This window comes from Streptomyces sp. NPDC126510, from assembly GCF_040302345.1.
In the GTDB taxonomy this organism is placed as follows: domain Bacteria; phylum Actinomycetota; class Actinomycetes; order Streptomycetales; family Streptomycetaceae; genus Streptomyces.
Map to the genome: position 1 here is coordinate 1 of NZ_JBEORR010000025.1, position 26,480 is coordinate 26,480.

Sequence of the window (26,480 nt, forward strand, 5' to 3'; positions counted from 1 at the left end):
TACGAGGGACTCCGCCCGGCACGCCGAGAGCACGCACCAGACGCCGCGGGGCCCGCCCTCCGGGCGGACGACGGGACTTTGCGGACACGACCTAGCGGGGATGGGCAACGGGTGGCAGGGGCGCGGTGGTCGAGGGGTGGGTGTGGGCGGCTTGGAGGAACCCGGCGGCGCCGCGGACGGCCGCGGTGTGCGGCGCCGGGACAATACGCAGCGGTGCCTTCAGCCGGGCCGTGAGGGCGTAGGTGATCTCGGGTCGCAGGGCTCCCCCGCCGGCCAGGAGGACGCCGCGCCGCAGGGCTCCTGCGGCGAGGGAGGTGCGGTCGTCGCGGCGGATCGCGGTCAGCATCGCGACCACCGATGCGACGATCTGCTCGGGCGAGGTCGTCTCACCGAGGTCGCTGGTGCCTACGGCCGTCCGGCGCGCGTCGGTGACGGCGCCGTCGCACAGCAGCACCGCCTCGGTGAGGTGGGCTCCGATGTCCACCACCAGCAGCGGCCGGGACATGTCGGCGTCGGCGGCCAGAGCGATGCTCCGGGCGCTGGGGACGGTCAGGACGCTGCGGGGCCGCAGCACCTCGACGGCGGCGCGGGCCCGGGTGCGGTAGGCGACGCCGTCCAGGACGGGCGTGGTGACGATGACCATCGGGCGGGTGAAACGGGGCAGCCGGTGGCCGAGCAGGCGCTGCAGCATCCGGGAGCAGCCCGGGGTGTCGATGATGGTGCCGCGCTGGACGGGGTACACCGCGCCGGTGCCGGGGAAGGTGACGGTGGGTACGTCGACGACCGTGCCCTGGCCGGCGATCCAGACGCGGGTGCGGGCGCTGCCCATGTCCAGCGCGATGCCGCAGCAGCGTCGGCACAGCGGCCAGGGCCGGTGACGGGCGGCGTCCCCGGGCAGGTCGTGGGTGCCGGTCATGGCTGTGCCTCCTTGACCTGCTGGCAGCGGGAGCAGTAGCGGGCCTGCGGCACGATCATGAGCCGTTCCCGTTCGATCGGGTGCCGGCACAGGCGGCAGGGGCCGTACGAGCCCTCGTTCATGCGGGTGAGGGCTGCTTCGACGTCGGTGAGGACCATGCGGGCGGAGGCGGCCAGTTTGACGCGGACCTCGATCTGCGCGGCCGCTCGCTGCCGGATCCGGTCCTCGGTCCGGGAGGTGACCGGCCCGGCGAGCAGGCGCAGTTGCTCCTGGCGGAACAGGCGCTGCTCATGGAGGTTCTCGCGCAGCGCGGCGAGGTCCTCGGCCGACAGGTGGGTCGTGCTCTCGTCGATGGTCTGGTGGTTCACCACGTCACCCCTTTGCGGCAGGGCGTAGGAGGTCGGTACGGGCGGGGTCAGGCCGCGCGGCGCTGGCAGGCGACGCAGTGGCGGGTGTACGGCAGGATCTCGAGTCGTTCGGCGGGAACGGGCTTCGCACAGCCCACACAGATTCCGTAGGTGCCGTCGTCGATGCGGGTGAAGGCTTCCTCGATCTCTGCGAGGACCCGCTGCATCGCGGTCCGCTGCGCGGACAGCAGGTGATCCTCCGGTCCGCGCTCGCTCTCGTCGAGGGCGCGCAGCTGGGCCAGCCTCGAGGTGCGGGCGTGTTCCAGGCGCCGGCGGGCCTCGTGCGGGTGGGGCTCGGCCCGGGTGACATCGAGCGACATGGTCGGTCCCTTTCGGCGCGGGTGCGCGGGTCGGTCATGCGCGGCGGGCGGCCCGGCGGCGTTGCCGGGCCGCCCGTCCGCTGTCGGGTGGTCTGTGCTCTCCACCCTGGCCCGGTCGGCGGCGGATACCCATCGGGCGCGGAACCCATTTGCGGTGGGACGGGCAACCCATGGCCCCGCGCCCTGGGTGCGGCGTGACCGGGGAAATGGGGGTCAGTGCCCATGGACGGGACCCGCGGGGAGGGGGCAGCCTGATCGGCGGGCTTGCTCAGCGCCTGGGCCGCGAAGGCGGTGGGCCCCGCGATGCCCGACTGTGGAGGTGAGACCCAGGTAGGAGAAGGGGAGGCGCAGGGACGGTGTCCTTGTTCTGGCGGATCTTCGCGCTCAACGCCGTGGTGCTGGGTACGGCCACGGCCTTGCTGCTGTGGGCTCCGGTGACCGTCTCCGTGCCGGTGCTGCTGACCGAGGCGGTGATCCTGGTCGGCGGTCTGGCCGTCATGCTCGTCGCGAACGCGGCGCTGCTGCGGTTCGGCCTGGCTCCCCTGGACCGGCTCACCAGGCTGATGACGACCGTGGACCTGCTGCGGCCCGGCCAGCGCCTGCCCGCTTCGGGCGGCGGCGGGGTCGCGGAGCTGATCCGTACGTTCAACGCCATGCTGGAGCGGCTGGAGCAGGAGAGGGTCGCCAGCAGCACCCGGGCCCTCCTGGCCCAGGAGGGGGAACGCCGCCGCATCGCCCAGGAACTGCACGACGAGGTCGGCCAGAGCATGACCGCGATCCTGCTGGGCCTCAAGCGCTCGGCGGACGACGCCCCGGAGCCGCTGCGGGGGGAGCTGCAGGAGTTGCAGGAGATCACCCGGGAGAGCCTGGACGAGGTCCGCCGGCTGGTACGCCGGCTGCGGCCGGGCGTGCTGGACGACCTGGGCCTGGTGAGCGCGCTGACCTCGCTCAGCGAGGACTTCGCCACCCACACCGGGCTGTCGGTCACCCGCCGCTTCGACTCCGATCTGCCCGCGCTGGAGCCGGAGACGGAGCTCGTCCTCTACCGGGTCGCCCAGGAGTCGCTGACCAACGTCGCCCGCCATGCGGACGCCCGGCGGGTCACCGTCGCCCTGCGCCGTGCCGACGACGGTGTGGTGCTGACGGTGACCGACGACGGCAGCGGCATCGAGGCCCCTCGCGAAGGCGCCGGGATCCGCGGCATGCGCGAACGCGCCCTGCTCGTCGGCGGCACCCTGGAGATCACCCCGGCGCCCCGGGCCGGCACCCGCGTCCAGCTCACCGCGCCCGTCGCAAGGATGCAGCCCTGACCATGCCCGACACGACCACGCCCGCTCCGGCGGAACCGAGCACGATCCGCATCCTGCTCGCCGACGACCACGCCCTGGTCCGCCGCGGTGTGCGGCTGATCCTCGACCAGCAACCGGACCTCGACGTGGTCGCCGAGGCCGGTGACGGGGCGGAAGCCATCGAGCTGGCCCGCACCCACGACGTCGACCTGGCCGTGCTCGACATCGCCATGCCGCGCCTGACCGGCCTGCAGGCGGCCCGCGAACTGGCCGCCCTCAGACCGGGCCTGCGGATCCTGATGCTCACCATGCACGACAACGAGCAGTACTTCTTCCAGGCCCTGAAGGCCGGCGCGAGCGGGTACGTGCTGAAGTCCGTCGCCGACCGGGACCTGGTCGCCGCCTGCCGGGCCGCGATGCGGGACGAGCCCTTTCTGTACCCCGGCGCGGTCACCGCCCTGATCCGCAACTACCTGGACCGGGCCCGCCACGGCCAGGAAACGCCCGACCAGATCCTCACCCCGCGCGAGGAGGAGGTCCTCAAGCTGGTCGCTGAGGGCCACTCGTCCAAGGAGATCGCCGAACTGCTCTTCATCAGCATCAAGACCGTCCAGCGGCATCGCGCCAACCTGCTGCAGAAACTCGGCCTGCGGGACCGCCTCGACCTCACCCGCTACGCCATCCGCGCCGGACTGATCGAGGCCTGACCCCACAACGGGCCCGGGCCGTCCATCGCGAGGAGAGGGGAACGGTGCACCACATCGCGCGCACAGCGCCCGTCGTCGGCACCACCCGACCCCACTCCCCCGCCGCCGCGCTGCTCGCGGTCGTCGTCGCGGCGGTGCTGGCCGTCCTCGGCCTCGTCACCCCGCCGCCCGGCGCACCGAGCACGGGCACGGGCACGTCCGGCCATGCCACGGCGGCCGACCACCTCCGGTACGACGGGACGCGTGCGGCGGCCGACCACCTCCTGGCAGGGGGCACGCGCGCGGCGGATCACCTCCGGTCAGGCGGCACGCGCGCGGCGGACCCTCTCCGGTACGCCGAGACGCACGCCGACGACGGGTGCGATGCCGCCCGCGTCGTCCGGGCAGCCACCCGTCACGAGCAGACGCACGGCGAACACCCGGGCCCCCGCGGACACTCCGGCACCTGCGACCGGAGCACGCACGCCACCCCCTTCCTGTTTCCCCACCCGCACGGGCCTCCGACCCTGCGCATGCCCGTCCCCCAGCCTCACGCGGCCCAGGACCAGGGGCGGGCGCCCCCGGTGTTCTCCGGCACCTGACGCCCCTTCCCCTTCACCCCGACCCACCCGCGGCGGTCCGCGACGGCCGCCGACGTGGTGTGCCTGCCGGAGGCTCCCTTGAACCGTTCCCCGCGTGTGAGAGCGCTGCTCGCCCTCACCGTGCTCGCCCTGTCCCTGTACATCGCCGCCACTGTGCCCGTCCGGCTCGGACTGGACCTGCGCGGCGGGACCCAGATCGTGCTCGAAACCCGCTCCACCCCCACGGCCGACGCCGACCGCGCGGCCACCGACCGCACCCTCGAGGTGCTGCGCGGCCGCATCGACGCGCTCGGCGTCGCCGAACCCACCCTGGTGCGCTCCGGCGACGACCGGATCATCGTCGAACTGCCCGGTGTGCAGGATCCGAAGAAGGCCGCCGATGTCCTGGGCCGCACCGCACAGCTCACCTTCCACCCCGTGCTCGGCGCCACGGACGGAGCGGAAGACACCTCCCGGCAACTGCCGAAGCGGCCCCGGGAGCGGGTCCTGCCCGACGAGTCCGGCACGCCACTGCGCCTCGGGCCCACCTCCCTGACCGGCGAGGACGTCAAGGAGGCCGCCGCCCGGTTCGACCAGCAGGGCGGCGCCGGATGGCACGTCACGGTCGGCTTCGAGGGCGCAGGCCGGACCGGCTGGGCCGACCTGACCGGCGAGGCCGCCTGCCGGGCCCCGGGCGACCCCGCACGGCGCGTCGCCATCGTCCTCGACGACAAGGTCATCTCCTCCCCGCAGGTCGACCCGTCCGTGGCCTGCGGGGCCGGCATCCGCGACGGCGCCACCCGGATCACTGGCTCCTTCAGTGCCGAGGAGGCCCGCGAACTCTCCCTGCTCATCAACGGCGGGGCCCTGCCCGTGCCCGTCGAGACCGTCGAGCAACGCACCGTCGGCCCGACCCTCGGCGCGCAGGCCATCACGGCCGGCGCCTGGGCGGCGGCCATCGGCACCGCGCTGACGTCGCTCTTCATCATCGCCGTCTACCGGCTCATGGGAGGTCTGGCCGCTCTCGCCCTGGCCTGCTACGGCCTGATCTCCTACGCCGCCCTGGCCGCCCTCGGCGCCACCCTGACCCTGCCGGGCCTGGCGGGTTTCGTGCTGGCCATCGGCATGGCCGTGGACGCCAACGTGCTGGTCTTCGAGAGGGCGCGCGAGGAGTACGCGGCACGCCGCCGGCCCAGTGTCCGCTCGGCACTCACGGCCGGCTTCCGCAAGGCCCTCAGCGCGATCGCCGACTCCAACATCACCACGCTGATCGCGGCGGCCCTGCTGTTCCTCCTGGCCTCCGGGCCGGTCCGGGGCTTCGGGGTCACCCTCGGCATCGGCGTGCTGGCCTCCATGTTCAGCGCCCTGGTCGTCAGCCGGGTGCTGGCCGAGTTCGCCGCGAGCCGTCCGGGCGTACGCCGCTGCCCCGGTCTCACCGGCATCGCCGGCATCGGCGCGGTGCGCGACCGCCTCACCCGCCGCAACCCCCTCCTGATGCGCCGCCCGCGCCGCTGGCTCGCCACCTCCGCGGCCGTGCTCGTGCTGGCCGGCTCGGGCATCGCGGTGCGCGGCGTCGACCTCGGCGTGGAGTTCACCGGGGGCCGCCTCATCGAGTACAGCACCAGCGGCCCCGTCGATCCCGGCCGCGTCCGTGCCGCCCTCGCCGACGCCGGATTCCCCCGGGCGGTCGTGCAGTCCTCGGATGACACGGGAGTGACGGTGCGTACCGATCCACTGACCCATGCCGAGGAGGCGGAGGTCACCGGCGCGCTGCGCGACCTCGACCGCCGAGCGGACAAGGTCCGCGACGAACTGATCGGCCCCAGCCTCGGTGAGGAGCTGCGCCGAGGTGCGCTGATCGCACTCGCCGTGGCCCTCGGGGCGCAGTTCGTGTACCTCGCGGCACGTTTCCGCTGGGTGCTGGGATCGGCCGCGGTCGTCGCACTCGTCCACGACGTGGTGATCCTGCTCGGGGTCTTCGCCTGGCTCGGCAAGCCCGTCGACGGGGTGTTCCTGGCAGCCCTGCTGACCGTCATCGGCTACTCCGTGAACGACTCCGTCGTCCTCTTCGACCGGCTCAGGGAACTGGTCCGGCGCAGCCCCGCGGCACCGTTCCCCGGCCTCGTCAACCAGGCGATCCTGCAGACCCTGCCCCGCACGGTGAACACCGGCATGGGCGCGGCGTTCATGCTCACCGCGCTCGCCGTGCTGGGCGGTTCCTCGCTCGCCGACTTCGCCCTGGCGCTGCTCGTCGGCCTCGTCGTGGGGACGTACTCCTCGGTGTTCACCGCCGCTCCCCTGGCGATCAGGCTGCACGGCCGCTTCCCGCGAGCGGAGCCGTCCGGCCGGCGACCGGTCACGACGTGAGCCGGTCCAGCGCGGCGAGGACCGGGGCCACGCCGTCCTCTTCGCCCAGGGCACGGGCCAAGTCCTGGGCGCGGAGGCGGTGGTGAGGATCGCTCGTGGCGCGGCGCAGGGCGGAGGCCAGTGAGCCGGCGGTGAGGCGTCGCAGGGGGACGGCGCACGGTGCCGTCCCCAGGGCGACCAGGCGTGCCGCCCAGAAGCCGCCGTCGAACTGCACCGGTACCGGAACCGTGGGGACTCCGGCGCGCAGGACGGCGGCGGTGGTGCCGGCTCCGGCGTGGTGGACCACGGCGGCGGTACGGGGAAACAGCGGCGCGTGCGGCACGTCGCCCACGGTGATCACGTCATCGTCGTCGCCTCGGGCGGCCAGGCCCGCCCAGCCCTGCTGGATGATGCCCCGCAGTCCCGCCGCCCGCAGCGCACGCACGATCTCGGCGCTGAGGTGCTCGGCATCCGGCACCGTCGCACTGCCCAGACCGACGAATACCGGTGGGGGCCCGGCGGCCAGGAACTCCTCCACCTCACCGGGCAGTGCGCGGGTGTCGTGCGGCCACCAGTACCCGGCGACGTCCAGTCCGGGGCGCCAGTCCTTCGGGCGGGACACCACCCGTTCGCTGAAGCCGTGCAGCACGGGCCAGTGGGCTCGCTCGTGGGCCCGGCGGCCGGCGGAGGGGCCGCGCAGGGCCATGCCGTGCCGGGTGCGCAGCCGGTGCACTGCCTGGGCGAAGACCCGGTCGACGGCGGAGATCACGGCCCGTCCGCCCAGGTGTTTTCCCACCGTGCCGAGCGATCGTCCGCCGAGCATGGGCGCACCGAACTCGCGGGTCGGATGCTGGGGTTGGAGGAACAGGCCGAGACTGGGCAGGCTCAGCCCCTCGGCGATGGCGCGGCCCAGCGGTGCGACGGCTCCGGCGGCCAGGACGACGTCCGCGCCGCGGGCCGACTGGACCAGGGCATCGGTCATCTCCTCGGCCACGGACCGGGCCATCGACACCACACGCAGCAGCTTGCCGAGACCGCTGGTGCTGGCGTGCAGCTCGCGGCCGCGGTCGGAGTGCGACACGGCGTGCGGGTCGACCGGGGTCGGGTGGAAGCGCACCCCCGATCCGGCGGCCAGGGGTTCGAACAGGCCGTGGGTGGCGAGCGTGACCTCGTGCCCGCCGCGTGCCAGCCCCGCGCCCAACCCGGTGTAGGGCGCGACGTCGCCGCGCGATCCCGCCGTCATGATCACCACGCGCATGGGTCCCAGTGTGGACCGGCCGGACGGCTGACACGCGGTGCATGGCCGCACTTGGACGAAAATCGCCGCTGCGCGTGTTCTCCGGCCGGTTCTCGCCGCGGGGTGTCACAGCTGTGGAGGAGGCGGGGTGGCGGCTTTGGCGCAGTCGCGCGGACGCGTCGCCGGTGAGGGCCGATCCGCCCCAGCCCCCCTTCCACGCCGCGGCGCACCGCTCCGGATCCCGCTGCGCCGACTCCCGCACGAGGAACGCGATCTGATGGTCCGCCCCCATGGCCGCCCTCGGAGAGACGGGCCGCCGAGGGGCGGGAAGGTTGCCCGCGTCCGGGGCCGGCGCGGTCGGCTGTGGGATCACGCGATGGGCGGTGAGGGCTTGGTGTCCGGGCCGGGTTCCGGGACCGTCGTGATGCGGGCCGGGTCGTCGGTGCTCCTTCGGGTCGCGGCCTGCTGCCGGTCGAAGCGCATGGTCATGCGGTCCGGTTTGACCGTGACCACCGCCTGGGGGCGTGGGGCCCGGGAGGTGAGCCGGAAGGACGGCCAGGTCCGCAGGACGGTCGCCAGGATGATCTGGAGTTCGGCCCAGGCGAAGTTCTCGCCGATGCACTTGCGGCGACCGTCGCCGAAGGCGAGGAACGAGCCGCGGGTGGCCGCCGTGTCGCCGGTGGTCCAGCGGTCGGGGTCGAAGGCGTCGGGGTCGCTGAACACCGCGGGGTCGTGCTGGTGCAGGTAGGGGCTCCAGACCACGTCGGCGCCCTCGGGGACGAGATGCCCGCCGAGATCGAGGTCGCGGGTGGCGGTGCGGGTCACCAGCCAGGCGGGGCCGTACTTGCGGATGGCTTCCCGCAACACCCGGCGGGCGTACGGGAGATGCTCCAGATCCTCGTAGGCGAGCGGGCGCTCCGCGGACACGGTGGCGAGTTCCTCACGCAGCCGCTCTTCGACCCGCGGATGGCGGGTGATCTCGTAGAGGGTCCAGGCCAGCGTGGTGCCGGTGGTCTCGATCGCGCCGGTCAGCAGGGTGATGGCCTCGTCCTGGAGCTGCTGACGGGTCAGCGGGTCCTCGGCGGTCAGCAGGGTGTCGAAGAGGCCGGTCCGCTGCTCGCCGGCGGCGGCCGCGTGCGGGCATCCGGCGTCTGCCGCGGCTGCGCCACCGGCGGCGGGCACCGCCGGGGTGTCAGCGTCCGCCGGAGGCCCGGCCACCCGGCGCGCCCGGTGGTCGATGGCCTGGTCGATGAGTGCCCGCAGGCGGGCGACCCGCTGTGCGTGTGCCCGGTTGGCGGGGAGCGGCAGCCGGGTCACCCAGGGCGGAAGAATGGTCTGCCGAATCGTTCCTGCCATGATGTCCGGCATGAGCGCGGTGAACTCGCCGGCCAGATGCCCGGGCAGATCCGCGCCGAACAGGGCGACGAGGAAGGCCCCGAGCGTGACCTCGTTCATGTCCGCGTACACATCGCGCGGCTGGCCCTCGGGCCATGCGCCGACCGCTGTGGCGACCTGCTCGATCATGGCGTCGCCGCGGTCGGCGATGTGCGCCTTGTTGAACATGGGCTGCATCAGACGCCGGTTGCGCAGATGGGCGTCGCCGTCGGCGATCGTGGCGAGGCCGTCCCCGAAGAACACACGCAGGGCGTCGATGATCTTGCCGCCCTTGGCGTAGTGCGCCGCGTCGGTCACCAGGACCTTGCGGGTCAGAGCGGGGTCGGTGACGACGTAGGCGGGAGTGGGGCCGATGCGTATGCGCACGACCGGGCCGTGGTCGCGCAGGGAGCCGATGAAGGGCAGGGGGTTGCGGGCGAGTTGGAGGCCGTGGCCCAGGAGGGGGAGCCCTCCAGGGGCGGTGGGGGTGGGGGTGGGCGACGTCGCGGGAGCGCTCATGACCGGTTTCACTCCTTGTGGGGGCGTCGGCAAACGCTCGATGCATGCCCAGGGCACCCCCGATGGATTCCGGCCACCCGTGCTCCGTGCGTCACACCGGCCCGCCTTCGGCCCGGTCACGGATGGTGGGACGGCTCGCGGCGCAACGATCCACGGGAGCCGCTTCCTCCGCCACATGGTGGCGGAGGAAGCGGCTCCCGTGGATCGCCGGCTCAGGACGACTGGGCGCTCTGGTACAGGTTCTGGGCGTCCGCGCCGAAGTACGGGCCGTACATGGCGTTCGGCAGGAAGTTGTACTTGAAGCTGTTCACCGAGGACTGCAGGCCGGTCCCGGTGGTCTCGCTGAACTGCGTGAACCACGGGCCGCCGCTGGAGCCGCCGGTCATGTTGCAGGTCAGGCCGTGGTCGTTGGACAGCAGGAAGTCGCGGGTGGTGGTGCCGCTGCAGTAGATGAACTTCTCGCCGTCGTACGGTGCCGCGGCCGGGAAGCCGAAGGAGTACATGGCCTTGTTGTAGCCGGTGTTGAAGGCCAGACCCTGGCCGCCGACGACGTCGGTCAGCTTCTTCCCGTCCAGCGGGGCGACCACGGCCGCGCCGATGTCGTAGTTGATGTCCTCACTGGCCGTCCACTGCGGGGTGGACAGGGTCTTGGAGGCGGTCCAGGTGCCGTACGGGCGCTGCCCGTCGTGGTAGCCGGGTACGAACACCCAGTTGGTGTGCCAGGCGCCCTCCAGCTTGACGCAGTGACCGGCGGTGATCACGGTGCTCTTGTTGGCGCTGGTGACGGCGTTGCCGGAGCAGGATGCGGTGCGGCCCTGGTAGCTGAAGAACACCCGTCCCGCGGTCTTGGTCACCGCTCCCCCGCCGGACCAGGGACCGCCGCCGTGCGGAAAGGCCAGCGGACCCGCGGCGGAGGCGGGCACGCTGGGGGCCACGACCGTCGCCTTGCCCTTGCGGAGCGCCGGCGCCTTGACGTCGGAGCGGTCGACGGTCAGCAGGTCGAGCGGAGTGGCCTCGCGCATCCGCTGCGGGGTCCAGAAGGCCAGGGCGCGTTCCTGCGCCGAGGCGGTCATCACGCCGGGGCCCGGCGCGGCGCTCGCGGGTGCGGCGGTGACGCCGGTCGCCAGGAGTGCGGCGACGCCGGCGAGCGCGCCGAGGACGGAGCGGCGGGCGCGGGTGCTGCCACCGAAGAGGTACGGGCTGCGGGGTCGGCCTATCACGCGGTCTCCTTCTGCTGTGGGGGCCGGGCGGCGGGAAGCCCGCCCACCCGGTCAGGCAGGGGTGTCACTGCGGACGGTCAGGGGGCAGCGTGCCACCAGGAGGCCGATATAGACAGGTGCATGTCATAACGTTGGCCGAAACTCCACGCGCTCACCGCGCCGGGCGGGGACGTGGCGGCACGGAAGAACCCGGCCTCACCGTGGAGGCCGGGTTCGGGGAGTGCCGCTGCTGTCGGGAGAGTGCGGCCGGTGTCAGAGGATGGGGCCGGCGCCGCCGGGGCCGCCCGGCTCGACGCGACCGCGCCATGCGCCGGATTCGACTCCGCGCTCCTCGATGTACTGCTTGAAGCGCTTCATGTCGCCCTTCACCCGGCGGTCGATCGTGCCCATCATGTCCGCGGCCTTCTCCACGGCACCGCTGGGCTCGACATCCATCACGAGCTCCACCCTGGTGTGAGTGTCGTCGAGACGCTCGAAGCGGACGGAACCCCTCTGGTGAGTGTCTCCGCTGGTCGTGCGCCACGTGACCCGCTCGTCGGCCAACTGGTCGACGATCTCGGTGTCGAATTCGCGCCGTACCCCGCCAATCTTGGTGGTCCAGTGGTTGTGGCGGTCGTCCAGCTGCCTGACCTCCTCGACGCCCTCCATGAAGTTCGGGAACTCCTCGAACTGCGTCCACTGGTTGTAGGCGGTGTGGACGGGGACGTCGACTTCCACGGTTTCCTTGATGGTGCTCATCTGACTGCCTCCGTATTCACTGATCGACTGCAGGAGGCCCATCGGCCCACGTAGGTCCGGGCCCGTGGAGGCCGAGTACCCGGGATGCTCCGATTGCCACATCGGATGTGATCAGTGACCCTCGCCGAGGCGCGCGCCCGCACGCTCCGGCCGCAGGGATCAGAACCGGTCGTGCGGCTGCGGCTGCCCGTACGCCTGGCCGCTCGGGCCGTTCGCGCTCTGGGTCCGCAACTGCTCCGCCTGCTCCTTGGTCACCTTCTGTTCCGCGCCGCAGAAGGTGCACTGCGTCAGGTACTTCGTCGAGATCGGGAACAGCGGGACGAAGAACAGGCTGAACTTCGTGACCCGCTTCCTGAGTGTGTGGGCGGCTGGGTTACCGCACTGACCGCACACCAGCGTCAGTATCGCCAGCTGGTAGAGGTATCCCTTGGTGCCGAAGATGATCACGTGTCGGTCCTTCCCGGTCGGATCTTCACCCAGTGTCCTGTATCGCGGGCACGTCGGGGGCGCGGGCCCCTCGTTCGGGTGGAGCGACCGGCGCGGGCCGGTCCAGTCGGGTGACCGCGGAGCGGGTTGCTCCCGGGCGCCGATGCGGGTTCCGCGGCGACCGCATGCGCAGCTGACAGCACACCACGGCCCGGGCCGGCCGAGAGCGGCCCGGGCCGTGGTGTGCCCGGGGTCAGCCGGACAGGGCCGTCAGGACCACCGACTTGGCCTCCTCCTGGACCCGGCCGAGGTGGTCCGGGCCGAGGAACGACTCGGCGTAGATCTTGTAGACGTCCTCGGTGCCCGAGGGGCGGGCCGCGAACCAGGCGTTGTCCGTGGTCACCTTGATGCCACCGATGGCCGCGCCGTTCCCGGGGGCCTCGGTGAGCACCGCGGTGACCGCGTCCCCGGCCAGGCTGTCGGCCGTGACCTGGGCCGGGGAGAGCTTGGCGAGCAGGGCCTTCTCCTCGCGGCTCGCGGGGGCGTCGATGCGCGCGTACGCCGGTTCGCCGAAGCGGGCGGTCAGGGCCGCGTAGTGCTCGGAGGGGGTCTTCCCGGTGACCGCCGTGATCTCGGAGGCGAGCAGCGCGAGAAGGATGCCGTCCTTGTCCGTGGTCCACACGGAGCCGTCCCGGCGCAGGAAGGACGCCCCGGCGGACTCCTCCCCGCCGAACCCGATGGTGCCGCCCGCCAGTCCGTCCACGAACCACTTGAAGCCGACGGGCACCTCGACCAGTTCGCGCCCCAGGTCGGCGGCGACCCGGTCGATCATGGCGGAGGAGACCAGGGTCTTGCCGATGCCGGTGGTGGCCGGCCAGCGGTCGCGGTGGGCGTAGAGGTAGGAGATGGCGACGGCCAGGTAGTGGTTGGGGTTCATCAGGCCCGCGTCCGGGGTGACGATGCCGTGCCGGTCGGCGTCGGCGTCGTTGCCGGTGGAGATCCCGAAGCGGTCGCGCTGCTCGATGAGCGAGGCCATCGCGTACGGCGACGAGCAGTCCATGCGGATCTTCCCGTCCCAGTCCAGCGTCATGAAACGCCAGGTGGGGTCGGTGTGCGGGTTGACCACGGTCAGGTCGAGGCCGTGCTGTTCGGCGATGCGGCCCCAGTAGGCGACCGACGCACCGCCGAGCGGGTCGGCGCCGATCCGGATCCCGGCCGACCGGATCGCGTCGAGGTCGAGGACGTCCGGCAGGTCGGCGACGTACGTGCCGAGGAAGTCGTAGCGGCCGGTGGTGGGGGCCGCGAGGGCGCGGGCGTACGAGACCCGCCGCACATCCTTCAGGCCGCCGCGGATGATCTCGTTCGCCCGGTCCTGGATCCAGGAGGTCGCGTCGGAGGCGGCTGGGCCTCCGCTGGGCGGGTTGTACTTGAAACCGCCGTCGGCGGGCGGGTTGTGGGAGGGCGTGACGACGACGCCGTCCGCGAGGCCGGTGGTGCGGCCCCGGTTGTGGGCGAGGATGGCGTGCGAGACGGCCGGGGTCGGTGTGTAGCCGTCCGCGTCGTCGATCAGCACGGTCACCTCATTGGCGGCGAACACCTCCAGGGCGGTGACGCGCGCGGGCTCCGACAGGGCGTGGGTGTCGGCGCCCAGGAAGAGGGGGCCGTCGATTCCCTGGCCGGCCCGGTACTCGCAGATGGCCTGGCTGGTCGCCGCGATGTGGTCGTCGTTGAACGCGTTCGCCAGGGACGAGCCCCGGTGTCCCGAGGTCCCGAACGTGACGCGCTGGCCCGGGTCGTCCAGGTCGGGGCGGCGCGCGTAGTACGCGGTGACCAGCCGAGCGACGTCGACGAGATCCTCGGGTCCGGCCGGACTTCCCGCTCGCTCGTGCTGCATGGGCCCGCTCCTCCGCATGGGTTGATCCTTCGCTTGCGGTCTCATCCTTCCTCGTCACAGCGGTGCCGCGCGAGAGGGGCACCCCGGTGAGGGACCGATGTGCGCCAGGCCACGCGGAAGGGAGCGGTCCGGAACGCGAGGAGGCGGCGCCGCGTACCACCGGAACTCCGGTGGCGCGCCGCGCCGCCTGCTCCCCTCGTGCCGGCACGTCGATCGCGCCGGCCGTGCTCAGATCCGCCCGCCGGTGAGACGGGTGAGGGGGCCGTGCGCGCCGCGTTCCGCGCGGCGTCCGACGGCGTAGGAGGCGGCGCTCAGGGCGGTCAGACCCGCTCCGACACCCGCGGCCACGAGCTTGCGGTGGGCGATGACCGTCCAGGCCGTCTTCGCCGTGGTGGCGACGTGGCCGGAGGCCGTGACGACCGCCTGGCGGCCCGCCTCGACGCCCTTGGCCGCGGTCTGCGCGGCCGCCTTCGCCGTCTCGGTGGAGCGCTCCGCGCCGGACTTGGCAGCTGACGCCGCCTCACCGGCCTTGCCTGCGGCGCCCTTCGCCGCCCGGGACGCCGGTTCGGTGGCCTTGTTCGCCGTGCTGCGGGCCTTGGACTCCGCGGTCCGTACGGTGGCCGGCTTCTGATTCGTGCGCTTGTTCTCATCAGTCATGGACACCGACTTGCCTGTGACTCCGGCGGCAAACACATTCGGTCGCGCGCCGACCGGGCGGGGATGGGCCTGAGCACCCCGCAGGAGGGGTAGGCGCACCATAGGCAAGCGACATCACCACCGGAAGGAAACCGTGTCATGGCCGGAATGCTGAATCGCATCAAGGAGTTCGCCAAGAGCCCGCAGGGACGGCGGGCCGCGGAGCAGGCACGACGGGCAGCGGCCGACCCCCGCAAGCGGGCCCAGGCCCAGCGCCTCCTCGGCAAGCTAAGGGGCCGCGGCCACTGACCGGGACACCCGTTCCGCCCGGTATGCAACTCCTCGGCCCCACAGGTGTGTTCAGGCCCGGCTTGGGCACTTGGGTCGCACCACACACCTGAGGGGAGCTGGTTCGATGAGCAGGGCGGGAAACGGCAGGCGGGTCTGTGCCTTAGGCGTCGCCGGAGTCCTGGCCGGGACGGTGCTGGTCGGCTGCGGCGACGACGACTCGAGCGACGGCGCGCAGGACACCTCGGCGAAATCCAGCGCCGGCGCCAGGGAACAGGGGACGCAGGCGGTGCGCTCGGCCTACGACAGGACGGCCGAGGAGGACACCGCCAAGGTGAAACTGCGGGTGCGGACCTCGGCCCAGGGCGCCTCGCAGACCGCGAACGGGCAGGGCTCCGTGGACCTGGACGACGGTGACAGCGTCATGACGCTCACGGTCCAGGGGCAGCAGGTCGAGCAACGGGTGATCGATCAGGTGCTGTACCAGAAGCTGCCCAAGGGGCAGGCGCCGGGAGGCAAGCCCTGGATCAAGATCGACCTGGGGAAGGTCGCCGCGCAGCAGGGCGCCGGTGACGGGTCCATGAGCGATCCGGCCCGGTCCGCCGCATATGCCAAGGCGATCACAGACAAGGACGTCACCGAGAAGGGCAAGGTCACGGTCAACGGCGTGCAGACCACGCGCTACCGCGTCTCCGTCGACGTGGCCGACCTCCCCAACGGCGACACCCTGCGCAAGCAGGTCGGTCCGACCCTGCCGATGGACGTCTGGCTGGACGACGAGGGGCGGATGCGTCGTCAGCAGATCGACATGACCGTCAAGACCCCGGAGGCGAAGCAGTCCTCCGGCTCCTCGTCCGCGCCCGGGAAGGTCACGGTGCGCACGGTCATGGACTTCACCGACTTCGGTACCGAGGTGGAGGCGGACGAGCCACCGGCCGGGCAGGTCACCGACATGACCGGCAAGGCCCTGGAACAGGGCAAGAAGCAGAGCTGACCCGAGATCACCTCGCCGGGCGGCCGCGGAGACGTCGCACGAGGTCGTCCGCGGCCTCCGGCCACTCGGGATGCCGGAAGTCGAAGCCCGCTTCGAGCAGGCGGCCGGGGACGACCCGGCGGCTCTTCAGCAGGAGTTCGGTGTCCGAGCGCAGGACGAACGCCCCGATCTCCCCCATCCAGCGCGTCGCGGGCAGGCCCACCGGGATACCCCACGCCTCGCGCAGGGCGCGCATGAAAGCGCGCTGCGGCAGGGGCCCGGGGGCGGCGAGATTGACCGGGCCCTCGATGTCGTCCCGGGCGACGAGGAACTCGATCGCCCGGGCGAAGTCCTGGTCGTGGATCCAGGACACGTACTGGGCGCCGCCGCCGACCGGCCCGCCGAGTCCGAGCCGGGCCAGCCGCAGCAGGACGTCGAAGACCCCTCCCCGGTCCGGGCTCATCACCATGGCGGCGCGCAGGGCCACCTTCCGGGTGTGCGGGGTCTCGGCCTTCTCCTGCTCCCGTTCCCAGGCCTTGGCGATGTCGACGCTGTAGCCCCAGTAGCCGGGGACGCCGCTTTCGCCACCGCCGATCACGCCGGTGGTCTCGTCGTTGGCCGCGTCGAGACGGTGGGCGTAGACGGTCGCGGTGCTCATCTGCAGCCAGACCCGTGGCGGTCGGTCCGCCGCCGCGATCGCCTCTCCCACGGCCCGGGCGGAGTGGACCCGGGAGTCCATCATCTGCCGGAGGTTGGCGGGGGTGTAGCGGCAGTTCACGCTTCGGCCGGCCAGGTTGACCACGACGTCACAGCCGTCGACCTCGGCCGTCCAGGACCCCGGAGTGGCCCCGTCCCAGTGCACTTCGCCCGGCACCGCGGGGTTCCTGCTGAGCACTACGACGTCATGCCCCGCCGCGCTCAGCGCGCGCTTCAGGACCGTGCCGACCTGTCCGGTGCCGCCGGGTATCACGAATTTCACGAAGGCCTCCCCCTCGTCGTCCGGAAGCAACCCTAGCCCATAATTGAACACGTTCAAAAGTGTGCGTGGGTGGGGGGTTCGACCTGCGCGGATGCGCCATCGGGCAAGATGGGGCCCATGAGCGTAGTCAAGATCAACGTGCTGACCGTGCCCGCCGAGCAGCGGGAGACGCTGGAGAAGCGGTTCGCCTCCCGGGCGCACGCCGTGGAGAACTCCGACGGGTTCGAGTGGTTCGAGCTGCTCCGCCCCGTGGAGGGCACCGACACCTACCTCGTCTACACCCGGTGGCGTGACGAGGAGTCGTTCCAGGCCTGGATGGAGGGGCCGATGAAGAGCGCGCACCAAGGCGGCGGCGAGGGCGGCGAACGGCCGAAGCCCGCGGCGAGCGGCTCGACGCTGTGGTCCTTCGAGGTGGTGCAGCAGGCCGGACCGAAGCAGGCGTGACCGACGGCGTGCCGCAGGAGGCCCCCCGTGCCGTGTGGCATGGGGGGCCTCCTGCGTGAGTGCCGTGTGGGCGCTCAGTTGCGCCGGGAGCGCGTGGGGACGGCGGTGCGCCCCACCGCGGCCGCCAGCTTCCGCAGCCGGCGCCAGTCGAGGCGCGGGGGCGCCTCGGGGACTCCCGGACGGTCTCGGGGCACGCGGACGCGCAGAGCGCGGCGTGCGATGCGGCAGTGGACGGGGGCGGGCATGGTGAGCGCCTCACCGTCGAGGCCGACCTCAAGCTCCGCCTGGTCGGCGTCGACGACGACCCGCTGGGCGGTGAGCACCGTGAGCCCCTCCGGGCGCGGGGACAGCAGCAGTTCGGCCGCTTCCACGGCACTGTCCACACGGACGGCGAGGACGCCCAGCCGCCCGGAGTTGAGCCGCTCGCGCCGGCCGAAGCCGAAGGGGTCGTCCATGCGGTAGGCGTTGTTGCTGACCAGGATCGCCTGCGGGTCGACGACGGTGGTGCCGTCGGCGGTGGCCGTCAGACGCGGCCCGCTCTGCCGGGTGAGCAGGTCGGGCAGGCGCTCCAGGGCCGCGCCCACCTTCCCCTCGCGGTAGCCGGGACTCTGCACCACGGCCCCGTACACGCCGAACGAGGCGTTGTTGACGAACGGGCGGTCGTCGGCGAACCCGAGGTCTACGCGGAGTTCGACACCGTCGGTGAGGGCGTCGAGGCAGGTGGCGGGGTCGTCCCGGTCCAGGCCCAGGTCCATGGCGAAGTGGTTGCGCGTGCCGGCGGCGATGACGAGGAACGGCAGTCCGTGTTCCGCGGCGACGGCGGCGACCAGGGCCTGGGTGCCGTCGCCGCCCGCGACGCCCAGGAGGTCGGCTCCGTCGGCCACGGCGGCTTTGGCCAGGGCGGTGACGTCCTGGTGCTGGTCCGGGTCGAGCAGCACGACCTGGGCGCCGAGCGCCTCGGCCTTCTCCTGCAGGTTGAACTTCTCGACCTTGCCACCGCCGGAACGCGGGTTGAGCAGCAGGAAGGGGCGCAGCGGCGGCGGTGTGCGGTACTCCTTGACCCGTACGGTCCGCAGGCCCGTGCTGCGCAGGGCGTAGCGGCCGCTCCAGACCGCCCCGCACCACAGGAGCAGGGACAGGAAGACCACCCACAGCAGATTCGCGGTGGCGAAGAGGGTGATGAGGCCGACGGGCGCGACGACGGCCAGCGCGGCCGCCGCGATACGGACCACTCCTCGCCGGGACAGGACCCACCAGAGCGCCGCCGCGGTCACGGCGAGTCCTGCGAGGCCCGCCACGAGCAGCAGCAGCCCTCTCAGGCCGCCGGAGACGAGCGGCAGCAAGGCCGCCAGCGCGGCCGCGGCCAGGGCGCCCCGGGCGGCCCATCTCTGTCGGCGGTGAAACCGCTCGTCCATCGCCGATCCCATCTCGTCCCTCCACTCGAAGGCCGGCGCGGGCGGGCCCTGGAGACCGCGCCCCGCCGTGACCATGGTGCCCGTCGGCACATCGGCTCCACCACCGTCATACCGGACGGCTCCCTCGCCGCCGGTCACGTCGGACGTGAAGATCGCCGGGTGGAACCACCGGTAGCGTACGCGGCCCCGCGGGCGCGGTTCCGCGCACCGGGCCACATCGGCACGTCCACGCACCCTCCTTCAGCCGCCCACCACTTGACCTGGTGAGTCTTATTACGCAACCCTGTGCCGACCATCCTTGTCGACGAGGAGGCCGACACACGATGGAGTGGACGGGCGCACGGTACGCGGACCGGCCGACGGTCGAGGTGACGACATGGGTCGCCGCCCCGCCGGGAAAGGTCTGGGCGCTGGTGTCGGATGTGACGCGCATGCCCGAGATGAGCGACGAACTCCAGTCCGCCCGGTGGACCGGGAGCACGGCCGGACCGGCCGTGGGGGCCCGGTTCGTCGGCCGGAGCCGGCACGAGCAGTTCGGCGAGTGGGAGACGACCTCGACGGTGGTCGCGTGCGACCCGGAGCGGGTGTTCGCCTGGGCCGTCGGGGATCCGGCGGAGCCCAGCGCCGTGTGGAGGTTCGAGCTGGAGCCCAAGGACGGCGGGACCGAACTGTCGCAGTGGATGCGGATGGGGCCCGGGCGCTCGGGGCTGTCGTTCGCGATCGACGCCATGCCGGAGAAGGAGCAGAAGATCGTGTTCGTACGTCTGCGGGAGTTCGAACGGGGCATGACCGCCACGCTGGAGCACATCAAGCACCGGCTGGAGGCGTGATGCGCGCGGCGACGACCGTCGAGGCGGCGGCTCTGGGCTCCTGGTCCCGGCATGCCGACTTCGTCGTGGAGGCGGAGAAACTGGGGCTCGACGTCTGCTGGGTGGCCGAGGCGTGGGGCTCGGACGCCCCGTCCGCCCTGGGTTTCTACGCGGCCCGCACGGAGCGGATGCTGCTCGGCTCCGGCGTCATGCAGGTCGGCACACGCACACCGGTCGCCCTCGCACAGACGGCGATCACCCTGTCGAACCTGTCCGGGGGGCGGTTCCTGCTGGGACTCGGCCCGTCCGGTCCGCAGGTGATGGAGGGCCTGCACGGGGTGCCGTTCGCCCGCCCCCTGGCCCGGGTGCGCGAGACGGTGGAGATTCTTCGGCAGGTGGTCGCGGGGGACAAGATCGCCTACTCGGGCTCCGAGTTCGGCATTCCGCTGCCCGGCGGGGAGGCGGTGCCGATGCGCCTGTCCATGCGCGCCGAGCACCCCGTTCCCGTCTACCTCGCGGCGCTGTCGCCCGCCATGCTGCGGCTGACCGGCCGGGTCGCGGACGGCTGGCTCGGCACCAGCTTCGTCCCCGAGGGCGCCGCGGAGGCCTATTTCGGCCCCCTGGACGAGGGTCTGACCGCCGCCGGCCGTGACCGCGCCGGCTTCGACGTCTGCCAGGGCGCCGAGGTCGCGTTCGCCCGGGACGAGGAGGCGCTGGCCGCCATGGTCGCGGGCCGGAAGAAGGAACTCGCCTTCAGCCTTGGCGGCATGGGGTCCGCGTCGACCAACTTCTACAACCGGGCCTACAGCCGCCAGGGCTGGGCGGACGTCGCGGCCGAGGTCCGGCAGCGCTGGCAGGCGGGCGACCGGGAGGGTGCGGCCGGTCTCGTCACCGACGAGATGGTGCTGGCCACCACGCTCATCGGGACGGAGGAGATGGTGCGGCGGCGCCTGCGCGTCTGGTGCGACGCCGGTGTGGACACGGTCCGCCTCTACCCGGCCGGCGAGACCCTCGACGACCGGCTCGACACCCTCGGCAGGGCGATCGAGCTGGTCCACGGGACCGAGGCCACCGAGGCGGGCGGGTAAGCTCCCCTGGCCGATCACCGGCCGACACGAACAACAGGGGGGCTCCGTGCGGGCCATGACCACCATGACGACGACCGCGCTGTGCCTGCTGGCCGGGGCGGCCCTGGCCGGGTGCGGAGCCGGCGGCTCCGGCGAGGACAGGTCCGCGGGCGAGATCCTCGACGAGGCCAACGCGAGAATGCGGAAGCTGGACACCGTCACCGTGGACATCACCAACCGCACCACGAGCGGCGGCGCGGTCACCAGCCACCTCGTGACCAACCTGGAGAGCCGGTGCAGGTCGAAGACCACTTGGTCCGGGGGTGGCGCCCTGGAGCAGATTCGTCTGGGCAAGACCGACTACGTCCGCCCGAACCGGGCCTATCTGCAGAAGTGGAAGAACAACCCCGGCGCCACCGGCGAGCAGAGGCTGTGGGTGAAGACGCCCGTGGACCAGGCCTCTTCGGGCGGCGACGGACTCACCTCCTGCACACGGCCCTTCGACTCGTTCGGCACGGCGAAGAAGAGCGGATCCGCGCGCGTCGGAGACACGAAGGCCCTCGAACTGATCGTCACCGACAAGGCGGACAAGGAAGGGACGTACACCTTCTACGTGGCCGACGAGGGCGAACCGTATCTGCTGAAGACGGTGTACAAGAGCGCCGCGCAGCACACCACCACGGCTTTCAGCGGTTTCGACGAGCCGCTGGACCTGCGGGCGCCGAAGCCCGACGAGGTGCTGAGCGCCGGAGGCTGAGCCACCGTCAGGAGGCGGCGCTTCCGTTGGTTTTCCGGCGGCAACCGGCCGAGAGGGACGAATCGTCACACCAGGGCTTGACGGGGCGCAGCCGGGCTCGGCCTACTGGAAGCGCATCCGGCCGTGTCGGGGGTCTGGTCCGGTGCCGGCCCTCGGGCCGAGTCCACTCCGTACTCCCCCGCCCGGAACGCAGGTCAGGGGTCTGATGGTGCGGCGACGTTGGGCAGCGCTGGCGGGTCTGGTGGCCTGCCTGCTGTTGCTGCAGCTCGTCGTTCCGGGGCTCGCGGGCGACGGGCGTCCGACCGTGACGGTCGCGGCGGCGGTGGGCGCGACGGCTGCGGGTGCCGCTTCGAGTGCCGGGGCCGAAGGGGTCGAGGGGGCAGAAGGGGCCCGAGAGTCGTGTCCGTGTGAGGACGAGCCGTCGGTCCGGCAGCTCGCGGCGCGCACGCCGCGGGCCACGGGGGCGGCAGGGACGGGCCCGGCGGTGGCCGGGGCGGCCGAGGTGGGCCGGGGCGGTACGGAGCCGCGTGCGGCCGGAACGAGCCCGTGTCCGGGGGCGGTCGGATCCGCCCCGAGCGCCGAACGGTTGCAGACGTTCCGCTGCTGAGTGACGGCAGTACCGACAGAGGCCTGCGCCGTGCGGCCTGAGTACTGCCCTGGTGCCGATTCGCGGTGATGTGCAGGCCTTCGTGTGTCCCCATGCCGATGACACAGGAGGCAGTGTTGCCTGGAAAGCGCGTTCTCGTTCTGCGGCCGGACGAACTGGGCCCGAACGACCAGAAGATGTGGCGGGAGATCCGGACGGAGTCCGGCGCACCGGCCAATCCCTTCCTCGACCCGGCGTTCACCGTGGCGGTGGGGCGGGTCAGGCCGAGGGCCAGGGTGGCGGTGCTGCAGGAGGACGGTTCCCCCGTGGGGTTCTTCCCCTACGAGGCGGGGGTGCTGGGGCGGGGCCGGGCCATCGGGCTGGGCGTGTCCGACAGTCAGGGGGCCGTGTTACGTCCCGGGGTCAGGCTGGACGCCCGGCGGTTGCTGCGGGTCTGTGGGCTGTCGTCCTTCGAGTTCGACAATCTCGAAGCCGGTCAGGGGGTGTTCGCGCCGCACGCGGTCGAGGAACTCGCCTCCCCGGTCGTCGACATCGGCAGGGGCTTCGCGGCGTACACGGACCATCTGCGGGCGCGGTCGCCGGGCTTCCTCAGACAGACCCTGGCCAAGGAGCGCAGGCTGGCCCGGCAGGTGGGCGAGGTGCGGTTCGTGTACGACGCCCGGGACCCGGCGGCGCTGCGGGCGCTGATGGAGTGGAAGTCGGCGCAGTACCGGCGGACCGGCCGGCGGGACCGGTTCGCGCAGGAGTGGATCACGCGGCTGGTGGGGCTGCTCCGGGAGAGCGAGGAGCCGGAGTGCCGCGGCGTGCTGTCCGTGCTGTACGCCGCCGGACGACCCGTCGCCGCCCACCTGGGGCTGCGGTCGCGCACGGTGCTGTCCTGGTGGTTCCCGGCGTACGACCGCGCCTACGCCAAGTACTCCCCCGGCCTCCTCCTGCAGTTGCGGATGCTGGAGGCGGCTGCGGCCGACGGTATCGAGACCGTCGACCTGGGCAGCGGTGCGGCCCGCTACAAGGAGTCGCTCAAGACCCGTGACCTGCGGGTGTACGAAGGAGCGGTGGTGCGGCCGGTGCCGGGCGGAGCCGCCCACTGGCTGGGCCGTGAGCCCGCCCGGGCCGCCCGTCGCTTCGTGCGCAGCCGGCCCCGGCTGGCCGGTGCGGCGGCCCGGACGCTCGAGGAACTGGGCCGGTTGCGCGGCGGCTGAGGCCGGCCCGGGTCAAGACCTGGGCGCCCGGTCCCTGAGAGCCGGGCGCCGTGCGGTCGGCCCGTGGCCGTCAGCCCGTCGCGGTCCAGCTGTGGGCGACGTCCACGACGACACGGTCCTCCAGCTGCTGCACCCGGAAGGGCAGCCGCGCGCGGACGCCGAGACCGATCTGGGTCTGCCCCTCGAAGCTCCCGGCGAACCGGGTGTCCCGGAAGGTGCGGTAGCCGGTGAGGTCCACGCCCGGCAGCGGGTGCGCCACCCGGCCGGGATACGTGGCCGCGCCGGTCTCCGGGTCGTACGCGGGCGCGGTCACCCGCACCTCGAGCACGGCGCCGCCGGACACGGCGATGTAACGGCCCGAGCCGTCCTGGTAGAGCTTGTCGACGTACTGGACGGTGTAGCCGACGCCGCTGCCCGCGCCGGGCACGTCGACGACCATCCGGTCGAAGCAGGTGTGACGACCGGTCCTGACGTCGGTCATCGGTGCGACACCCGCGCCGGCGCCGGTCTTGGCGAGGCTTCCCCAGCCGGTCGGACACGTCGTGGCCCGTGCGGTGGTCTGCGGGCCGGCCACCGGTGCGGCGCCGGCCGGGACGGCCGCCACACCCACCGTGGCGCCCACGAGTGCGAGAGTCGCGCATGCTCTTCTGATTCGTACCATTGCTGCCCCCGAGGCTCGCATGTGGCTGATGCCGGATGAGACGGCCGGACCGGCCGAAAGGTTGCACTTGCCGCGCCGGAGCGCCGACCATGGCACATCCTGGTGGGAAGCGATTGGTGTCCGGTGCGTCCGTACCGGGAGGACGCGACATGGATGAGGCAGCCGCCGTACCGGACGGGCCGCGGTCAGCCGCCGGCCGGAGCCGGGACGGGGCTGGGGGCCGGATAGAGGATGCCCTGACGGACCCGCTGGTGCAGGCCGTGCGGGACCTCGGCGGCTACGGCGGACTGGTCTACCTGCGCTCCCGCGACCGGCGCTCGCTGGTGCTGGCGATGATCACCGGGGTGCCCCGTTCGCTGCTCAGGAGCTGGTGGCGGGTGCCCGTGGGCGGTGCCCTGCCCATGGCCGAGGCCTACCGGCGCGACGAGACGCTGTGGCTGCCGGACGAGCACGCCACCATGGTCCGCTTCCCGCACTTCACGGCCGGGCTCCCGTATTCGTTCGGCTCCGCCTACCAGCCCGTCCGGACTCGCGGCGAGGCGGTCGGCGTGCTGGTCGTGCTGCGCTCGGCGGCCCGGGACCCTATGGACGGGGAAGCGGTCGGTCTCGCGCTGCGCCCCGCCGAGCGGGCCATGGAAGAGCGCCTCGACCGTCTCGTCGCGGGCCGGCCCGCCGCACACCACGTCGAGTACGACGACGAGCCGATCAGCGTGCGGCTGCCCACCCCGGCCGCCCACCCGGTCCGGGTCGGACTCATCGACTGGGACCTGGACAGCGACCGCTGCACGGCGGACGACGACGCCCTCGCGCTCCTGGGCCTGGACCGGTCGGCCTACGGCGGCACCATCGCGGACGTCGAGGCCCGTGTCAGCCCCGACGACCTGCACGAACTGCGCGAGAGCCGGCACGACGCGCTGGCCGACGGCCGGGTCAGGTCCCGGCACTTCCGGGTCCTGGACGAGTCGCGGGGCGAGGAGAAGACCGGCTACCGGCCGGTCGAGCTGTGGGGCCATCTCGTGCAGGGCGGCGCCGGATCCGCGCGGATCCTCGTGGGCGCCCTCGTCGACGCGGGCGGCGGCCTCACCGCGGCCGAAGCGGCCGAGCGGCTGCCCGACGGGCTGTTCTCCCTGGACCAGGACGGCCGCCTGACGTATGCCAACCGTCGCTGCGAGGAACTGCTGGGCTCCGGCCGGGAGGACCTCTTCGGCCGCTACCCGTGGGAGGTGGTCACCTGGCTCCGGGATCCCGCGTACGAGGACCGCTACCGGGCGGCGATGCTGTCGCAGGAGCAGGTGTCCTTCCTCGTCCGTCGGCCCGACGGGAACTGGCTGAGCTTCGTGCTGTTCCCGGACGTGCACGGGCTGACCGGCCGGGTCTTTCCGACCGGGCCGCCCACCGGGGCGGAGCCGGAGCCGGAAGCCGGTTCCGCCGCCGCCCCCGGCCCCACCGCCGTCGCGCCGCCGCCCGGCCCGGTGGCGGCCGCGCGGGCCGGGGCGCTCTACCACGTGGTGCAGATGGCGAGCGTGCTCACCGAGGCGGTCACCGTGCAGGACGTCTGCCGGGCCGTCTCGGAGCAGTTGCTGCCCGCCTTCGGCGCCCGGGAGCTGGCCCTGTACACCGTCCACGAGGGCCGGATGTACCTGCTGTGGGAGTCGGGCTACCCGGAGGGCTTCCTCACCCCGTTCGAGGGCGTCACCCTCGACACGCACCTGCCCGGCGTCCACGCGCTGACCACGCGGCTCCCCCTGTTCTTCGAGTCGCCCGAGGACCTCTCCCTCGCCTATCCGGGCATCACCCTGGACCGCATGCAGGCCTGGTCGTTCCTGCCGCTGATCGCCTCCGGCCGTTCCGTCGGGTCCTGCATCCTCGGCTGGGACGCCCCGCACCGGTTCACCCCCGACGAGCGGTCCGCCCTCACCGCGCTGAGCGGCCTGGCGGCCCAGGCGATGGAACGGGCGCGGCTGTACGACTCGGAGTCCGCCGTCGCCCGCGGCCTCCAGGAGGGACTCCTGCCGCACCGGCTGCCCATCGTCGAGGGCCTGCGCACCACCGGCCGCTATCTGCCCGGCACGCAGGGCATGGCGATCGGCGGCGACTGGTACGACGTGATCACCACCGGGCGTGGCGTGGCGCTGGTCATCGGGGACGTGGAGGGCCACAGCGTCGGCGCCGCCGCCGTCATGGGGCAGTTGCGGAGCGCGGTGCACGCCTTCGCGGCGAGCGAGCGCCCGCCCCAGGAGGTCATCACGCACACCAACCGGCTGCTGAGCGAGCTGGAGTCGGACGTCTTCGCCACCTGCTGCTACATCGAACTCGACCCGGCCACCGGACGGGCCCTCGCCGTGCGGGCCGGCCACCCCCCGCCGCTGCTGCGCCACCCCGACGGGCGGGCCGAGACGCTGGACCTCGCGGGCGGCGTCATGCTGGGCGTGCAGCCCGACTCGGTGTATCCCGTCACCGCGCTCGCCCTGGCCCCCGGCAGCGTTCTGGCCCTGTACACCGACGGGTTGGTCGAGCGGCCCGGCAGCGACATCGAGACGGGCATCGACGCGGTCCGCCACCGTCTGTCCGAGACCCCGGCGGACTCGGTGGAGCATCTCGCCGACCGGCTGGTGGGCACGGCCAGGCAGGCCCGGGAGCGGCCGGACGACGTGGCTCTGCTGCTCACGGCGTACCGGTGAGTGCGGCT

At 72.8% G+C, this 26,480-nt stretch carries 25 protein-coding genes; 12 read left to right on the forward strand and 13 right to left on the reverse strand.

The genetic code is table 11. The features are described from left to right. Nucleotides 1-91 precede the first annotated feature (91 nt). From ABTX60_RS30105 to ABTX60_RS30115, 3 genes are read right to left on the reverse strand one after another with little or no spacing between them, the layout of a single operon-like run. Complete coding sequence (locus ABTX60_RS30105) at nucleotides 92-916, reverse strand: rod shape-determining protein (protein ID WP_352100161.1); 825 nt, start codon at nucleotides 914-916, stop codon at nucleotides 92-94. After that, the gene (locus ABTX60_RS30110; protein WP_352100162.1) at nucleotides 913-1,287 is read right to left on the reverse strand and encodes a TraR/DksA family transcriptional regulator; all 375 of its coding nucleotides are present in this window, start codon (nucleotides 1,285-1,287) and stop codon (nucleotides 913-915) included. The genes ABTX60_RS30105 and ABTX60_RS30110 overlap by 4 nt, the downstream gene beginning before the upstream one ends. Before the next feature lie 44 nt (nucleotides 1,288-1,331). Continuing rightward, nucleotides 1,332-1,643, reverse strand: a complete 312-nt coding sequence (locus ABTX60_RS30115) for a TraR/DksA family transcriptional regulator (protein WP_352100163.1) — start codon at nucleotides 1,641-1,643, stop codon at nucleotides 1,332-1,334. 356 nt (nucleotides 1,644-1,999) lie between these two features. On the opposite strand from ABTX60_RS30115, the gene ABTX60_RS30120 reads away from it, so the two are divergent. From ABTX60_RS30120 to secD, 4 genes are all read left to right on the forward strand, one after another. After that, on the forward strand, nucleotides 2,000-2,953 hold the full coding sequence (locus ABTX60_RS30120) for a sensor histidine kinase (protein ID WP_352100164.1): 954 nt from the start codon (nucleotides 2,000-2,002) through the stop codon (nucleotides 2,951-2,953). A 2-nt stretch (nucleotides 2,954-2,955) separates the two neighbouring features. After that, the gene (locus ABTX60_RS30125; RefSeq protein WP_352100165.1) at nucleotides 2,956-3,639 is read left to right on the forward strand and encodes a response regulator; all 684 of its coding nucleotides are present in this window, start codon (nucleotides 2,956-2,958) and stop codon (nucleotides 3,637-3,639) included. A 44-nt stretch (nucleotides 3,640-3,683) separates the two neighbouring features. Next, nucleotides 3,684-4,220: a hypothetical protein gene (locus ABTX60_RS30130; RefSeq protein WP_352100166.1), complete on the forward strand. Its 537-nt coding sequence runs from the start codon at nucleotides 3,684-3,686 to the stop codon at nucleotides 4,218-4,220. A gap of 78 nt (nucleotides 4,221-4,298) precedes the next feature. Then, complete coding sequence (gene secD / locus ABTX60_RS30135; protein ID WP_352100167.1) at nucleotides 4,299-6,566, forward strand: protein translocase subunit SecD; 2,268 nt, start codon at nucleotides 4,299-4,301, stop codon at nucleotides 6,564-6,566. On the opposite strand, the gene ABTX60_RS30140 is transcribed toward secD, so the two are convergent. From ABTX60_RS30140 to ABTX60_RS30170, 7 genes are all read right to left on the reverse strand, one after another. Continuing rightward, on the reverse strand, nucleotides 6,556-7,803 hold the full coding sequence (locus tag ABTX60_RS30140; protein WP_352100168.1) for a glycosyltransferase: 1,248 nt from the start codon (nucleotides 7,801-7,803) through the stop codon (nucleotides 6,556-6,558). The genes secD and ABTX60_RS30140 overlap by 11 nt on opposite strands. A gap of 348 nt (nucleotides 7,804-8,151) precedes the next feature. Then, a complete protein-coding gene (locus tag ABTX60_RS30145; protein WP_352100169.1) occupies nucleotides 8,152-9,675 on the reverse strand; it encodes a cytochrome P450 in 1,524 nt (507 codons plus the stop codon). Between the two features lie 212 nt (nucleotides 9,676-9,887). Further along, complete coding sequence (locus tag ABTX60_RS30150) at nucleotides 9,888-10,895, reverse strand: trypsin-like serine peptidase (protein WP_352100170.1); 1,008 nt, start codon at nucleotides 10,893-10,895, stop codon at nucleotides 9,888-9,890. Nucleotides 10,896-11,147: 252 nt separating this feature from the next. Further along, nucleotides 11,148-11,633 (reverse strand): SRPBCC family protein, encoded by a 486-nt coding sequence (locus ABTX60_RS30155; protein ID WP_352100171.1) that lies wholly within the window; start codon nucleotides 11,631-11,633, stop codon nucleotides 11,148-11,150. Between the two features lie 159 nt (nucleotides 11,634-11,792). Continuing rightward, on the reverse strand, nucleotides 11,793-12,080 hold the full coding sequence (locus ABTX60_RS30160) for a zinc-ribbon domain-containing protein (protein WP_352100172.1): 288 nt from the start codon (nucleotides 12,078-12,080) through the stop codon (nucleotides 11,793-11,795). Nucleotides 12,081-12,312: 232 nt separating this feature from the next. Further along, nucleotides 12,313-13,953, reverse strand: a complete 1,641-nt coding sequence (pgm, locus tag ABTX60_RS30165) for a phosphoglucomutase (alpha-D-glucose-1,6-bisphosphate-dependent) (protein ID WP_352100173.1) — start codon at nucleotides 13,951-13,953, stop codon at nucleotides 12,313-12,315. Nucleotides 13,954-14,181: 228 nt separating this feature from the next. After that, the gene (locus tag ABTX60_RS30170) at nucleotides 14,182-14,610 is read right to left on the reverse strand and encodes a hypothetical protein (RefSeq protein ID WP_352100174.1); all 429 of its coding nucleotides are present in this window, start codon (nucleotides 14,608-14,610) and stop codon (nucleotides 14,182-14,184) included. A 138-nt stretch (nucleotides 14,611-14,748) separates the two neighbouring features. Here ABTX60_RS30170 and ABTX60_RS30175 point away from each other — a divergent pair, with 138 nt between their 5' ends. Then, on the forward strand, nucleotides 14,749-14,898 hold the full coding sequence (locus tag ABTX60_RS30175) for a hypothetical protein (RefSeq protein WP_167345921.1): 150 nt from the start codon (nucleotides 14,749-14,751) through the stop codon (nucleotides 14,896-14,898). A 106-nt stretch (nucleotides 14,899-15,004) separates the two neighbouring features. Beyond that, entirely contained in the window at nucleotides 15,005-15,871 is an 867-nt protein-coding gene (locus tag ABTX60_RS30180) for an SCO4651 family lipoprotein (protein ID WP_352100175.1), read from the forward strand. A 7-nt stretch (nucleotides 15,872-15,878) separates the two neighbouring features. On the opposite strand, the gene ABTX60_RS30185 is transcribed toward ABTX60_RS30180, so the two are convergent. Beyond that, complete coding sequence (locus tag ABTX60_RS30185) at nucleotides 15,879-16,829, reverse strand: TIGR01777 family oxidoreductase (protein ID WP_352100176.1); 951 nt, start codon at nucleotides 16,827-16,829, stop codon at nucleotides 15,879-15,881. Between the two features lie 117 nt (nucleotides 16,830-16,946). Here ABTX60_RS30185 and ABTX60_RS30190 point away from each other — a divergent pair, with 117 nt between their 5' ends. Beyond that, complete coding sequence (locus ABTX60_RS30190) at nucleotides 16,947-17,273, forward strand: antibiotic biosynthesis monooxygenase family protein (protein ID WP_352100177.1); 327 nt, start codon at nucleotides 16,947-16,949, stop codon at nucleotides 17,271-17,273. Between the two features lie 74 nt (nucleotides 17,274-17,347). Here ABTX60_RS30190 and ABTX60_RS30195 read toward each other — a convergent pair whose 3' ends face one another. Then, nucleotides 17,348-18,700, reverse strand: a complete 1,353-nt coding sequence (locus tag ABTX60_RS30195; protein WP_352100278.1) for a diacylglycerol/lipid kinase family protein — start codon at nucleotides 18,698-18,700, stop codon at nucleotides 17,348-17,350. A gap of 311 nt (nucleotides 18,701-19,011) precedes the next feature. Here ABTX60_RS30195 and ABTX60_RS30200 point away from each other — a divergent pair, with 311 nt between their 5' ends. From ABTX60_RS30200 to ABTX60_RS30215, 4 genes are all read left to right on the forward strand, one after another. Further along, nucleotides 19,012-19,518: an SRPBCC family protein gene (locus tag ABTX60_RS30200; RefSeq protein WP_352100178.1), complete on the forward strand. Its 507-nt coding sequence runs from the start codon at nucleotides 19,012-19,014 to the stop codon at nucleotides 19,516-19,518. After that, on the forward strand, nucleotides 19,518-20,585 hold the full coding sequence (locus ABTX60_RS30205; protein WP_352100179.1) for an LLM class flavin-dependent oxidoreductase: 1,068 nt from the start codon (nucleotides 19,518-19,520) through the stop codon (nucleotides 20,583-20,585). The genes ABTX60_RS30200 and ABTX60_RS30205 overlap by 1 nt, the downstream gene beginning before the upstream one ends. Before the next feature lie 55 nt (nucleotides 20,586-20,640). Beyond that, nucleotides 20,641-21,321, forward strand: coding sequence for a hypothetical protein (locus ABTX60_RS30210; RefSeq protein WP_352100180.1), 681 nt, complete (start codon nucleotides 20,641-20,643; stop codon nucleotides 21,319-21,321). A 705-nt stretch (nucleotides 21,322-22,026) separates the two neighbouring features. Continuing rightward, entirely contained in the window at nucleotides 22,027-23,130 is a 1,104-nt protein-coding gene (locus ABTX60_RS30215; RefSeq protein WP_352100279.1) for a GNAT family N-acetyltransferase, read from the forward strand. 70 nt (nucleotides 23,131-23,200) lie between these two features. Here ABTX60_RS30215 and ABTX60_RS30220 read toward each other — a convergent pair whose 3' ends face one another. Next, complete coding sequence (locus ABTX60_RS30220) at nucleotides 23,201-23,791, reverse strand: AMIN-like domain-containing (lipo)protein (RefSeq protein ID WP_352100181.1); 591 nt, start codon at nucleotides 23,789-23,791, stop codon at nucleotides 23,201-23,203. A 149-nt stretch (nucleotides 23,792-23,940) separates the two neighbouring features. Between ABTX60_RS30220 and ABTX60_RS30225 the strand changes: the two genes are divergently transcribed. Next, complete coding sequence (locus ABTX60_RS30225; RefSeq protein WP_352100182.1) at nucleotides 23,941-26,472, forward strand: SpoIIE family protein phosphatase; 2,532 nt, start codon at nucleotides 23,941-23,943, stop codon at nucleotides 26,470-26,472. Nucleotides 26,473-26,480: the final 8 nt, after the last annotated feature.

What these genes read in the sequence shown, in the direction of transcription:
- ABTX60_RS30145 (WP_352100169.1), bottom strand. Translation starts at nt 9,675, where the DNA reads ATGAGCGCTCCCGCGACGTCGCCCACCCCCACCCCCACCGCCCCTGGA.
- pgm (WP_352100173.1), bottom strand. Translation starts at nt 13,953, where the DNA reads ATGCAGCACGAGCGAGCGGGAAGTCCGGCCGGACCCGAGGATCTCGTC.
- ABTX60_RS30215 (WP_352100279.1), top strand. Translation starts at nt 22,027, where the DNA reads ATGACACAGGAGGCAGTGTTGCCTGGAAAGCGCGTTCTCGTTCTGCGG.
- ABTX60_RS30105 (WP_352100161.1), bottom strand. Translation starts at nt 916, where the DNA reads ATGACCGGCACCCACGACCTGCCCGGGGACGCCGCCCGTCACCGGCCC.
- ABTX60_RS30190 (WP_352100177.1), top strand. Translation starts at nt 16,947, where the DNA reads ATGAGCGTAGTCAAGATCAACGTGCTGACCGTGCCCGCCGAGCAGCGG.
- ABTX60_RS30125 (WP_352100165.1), top strand. Translation starts at nt 2,956, where the DNA reads ATGCCCGACACGACCACGCCCGCTCCGGCGGAACCGAGCACGATCCGC.
- ABTX60_RS30140 (WP_352100168.1), bottom strand. Translation starts at nt 7,803, where the DNA reads ATGCGCGTGGTGATCATGACGGCGGGATCGCGCGGCGACGTCGCGCCC.
- ABTX60_RS30175 (WP_167345921.1), top strand. Translation starts at nt 14,749, where the DNA reads ATGGCCGGAATGCTGAATCGCATCAAGGAGTTCGCCAAGAGCCCGCAG.
- ABTX60_RS30180 (WP_352100175.1), top strand. Translation starts at nt 15,005, where the DNA reads ATGAGCAGGGCGGGAAACGGCAGGCGGGTCTGTGCCTTAGGCGTCGCC.
- ABTX60_RS30200 (WP_352100178.1), top strand. Translation starts at nt 19,012, where the DNA reads ATGGAGTGGACGGGCGCACGGTACGCGGACCGGCCGACGGTCGAGGTG.
- ABTX60_RS30225 (WP_352100182.1), top strand. Translation starts at nt 23,941, where the DNA reads ATGGATGAGGCAGCCGCCGTACCGGACGGGCCGCGGTCAGCCGCCGGC.
- ABTX60_RS30205 (WP_352100179.1), top strand. Translation starts at nt 19,518, where the DNA reads ATGCGCGCGGCGACGACCGTCGAGGCGGCGGCTCTGGGCTCCTGGTCC.
- ABTX60_RS30155 (WP_352100171.1), bottom strand. Translation starts at nt 11,633, where the DNA reads ATGAGCACCATCAAGGAAACCGTGGAAGTCGACGTCCCCGTCCACACC.
- ABTX60_RS30210 (WP_352100180.1), top strand. Translation starts at nt 20,641, where the DNA reads ATGACCACCATGACGACGACCGCGCTGTGCCTGCTGGCCGGGGCGGCC.
- ABTX60_RS30170 (WP_352100174.1), bottom strand. Translation starts at nt 14,610, where the DNA reads ATGACTGATGAGAACAAGCGCACGAATCAGAAGCCGGCCACCGTACGG.
- ABTX60_RS30220 (WP_352100181.1), bottom strand. Translation starts at nt 23,791, where the DNA reads ATGGTACGAATCAGAAGAGCATGCGCGACTCTCGCACTCGTGGGCGCC.
- ABTX60_RS30115 (WP_352100163.1), bottom strand. Translation starts at nt 1,643, where the DNA reads ATGTCGCTCGATGTCACCCGGGCCGAGCCCCACCCGCACGAGGCCCGC.
- ABTX60_RS30195 (WP_352100278.1), bottom strand. Translation starts at nt 18,700, where the DNA reads ATGGGATCGGCGATGGACGAGCGGTTTCACCGCCGACAGAGATGGGCC.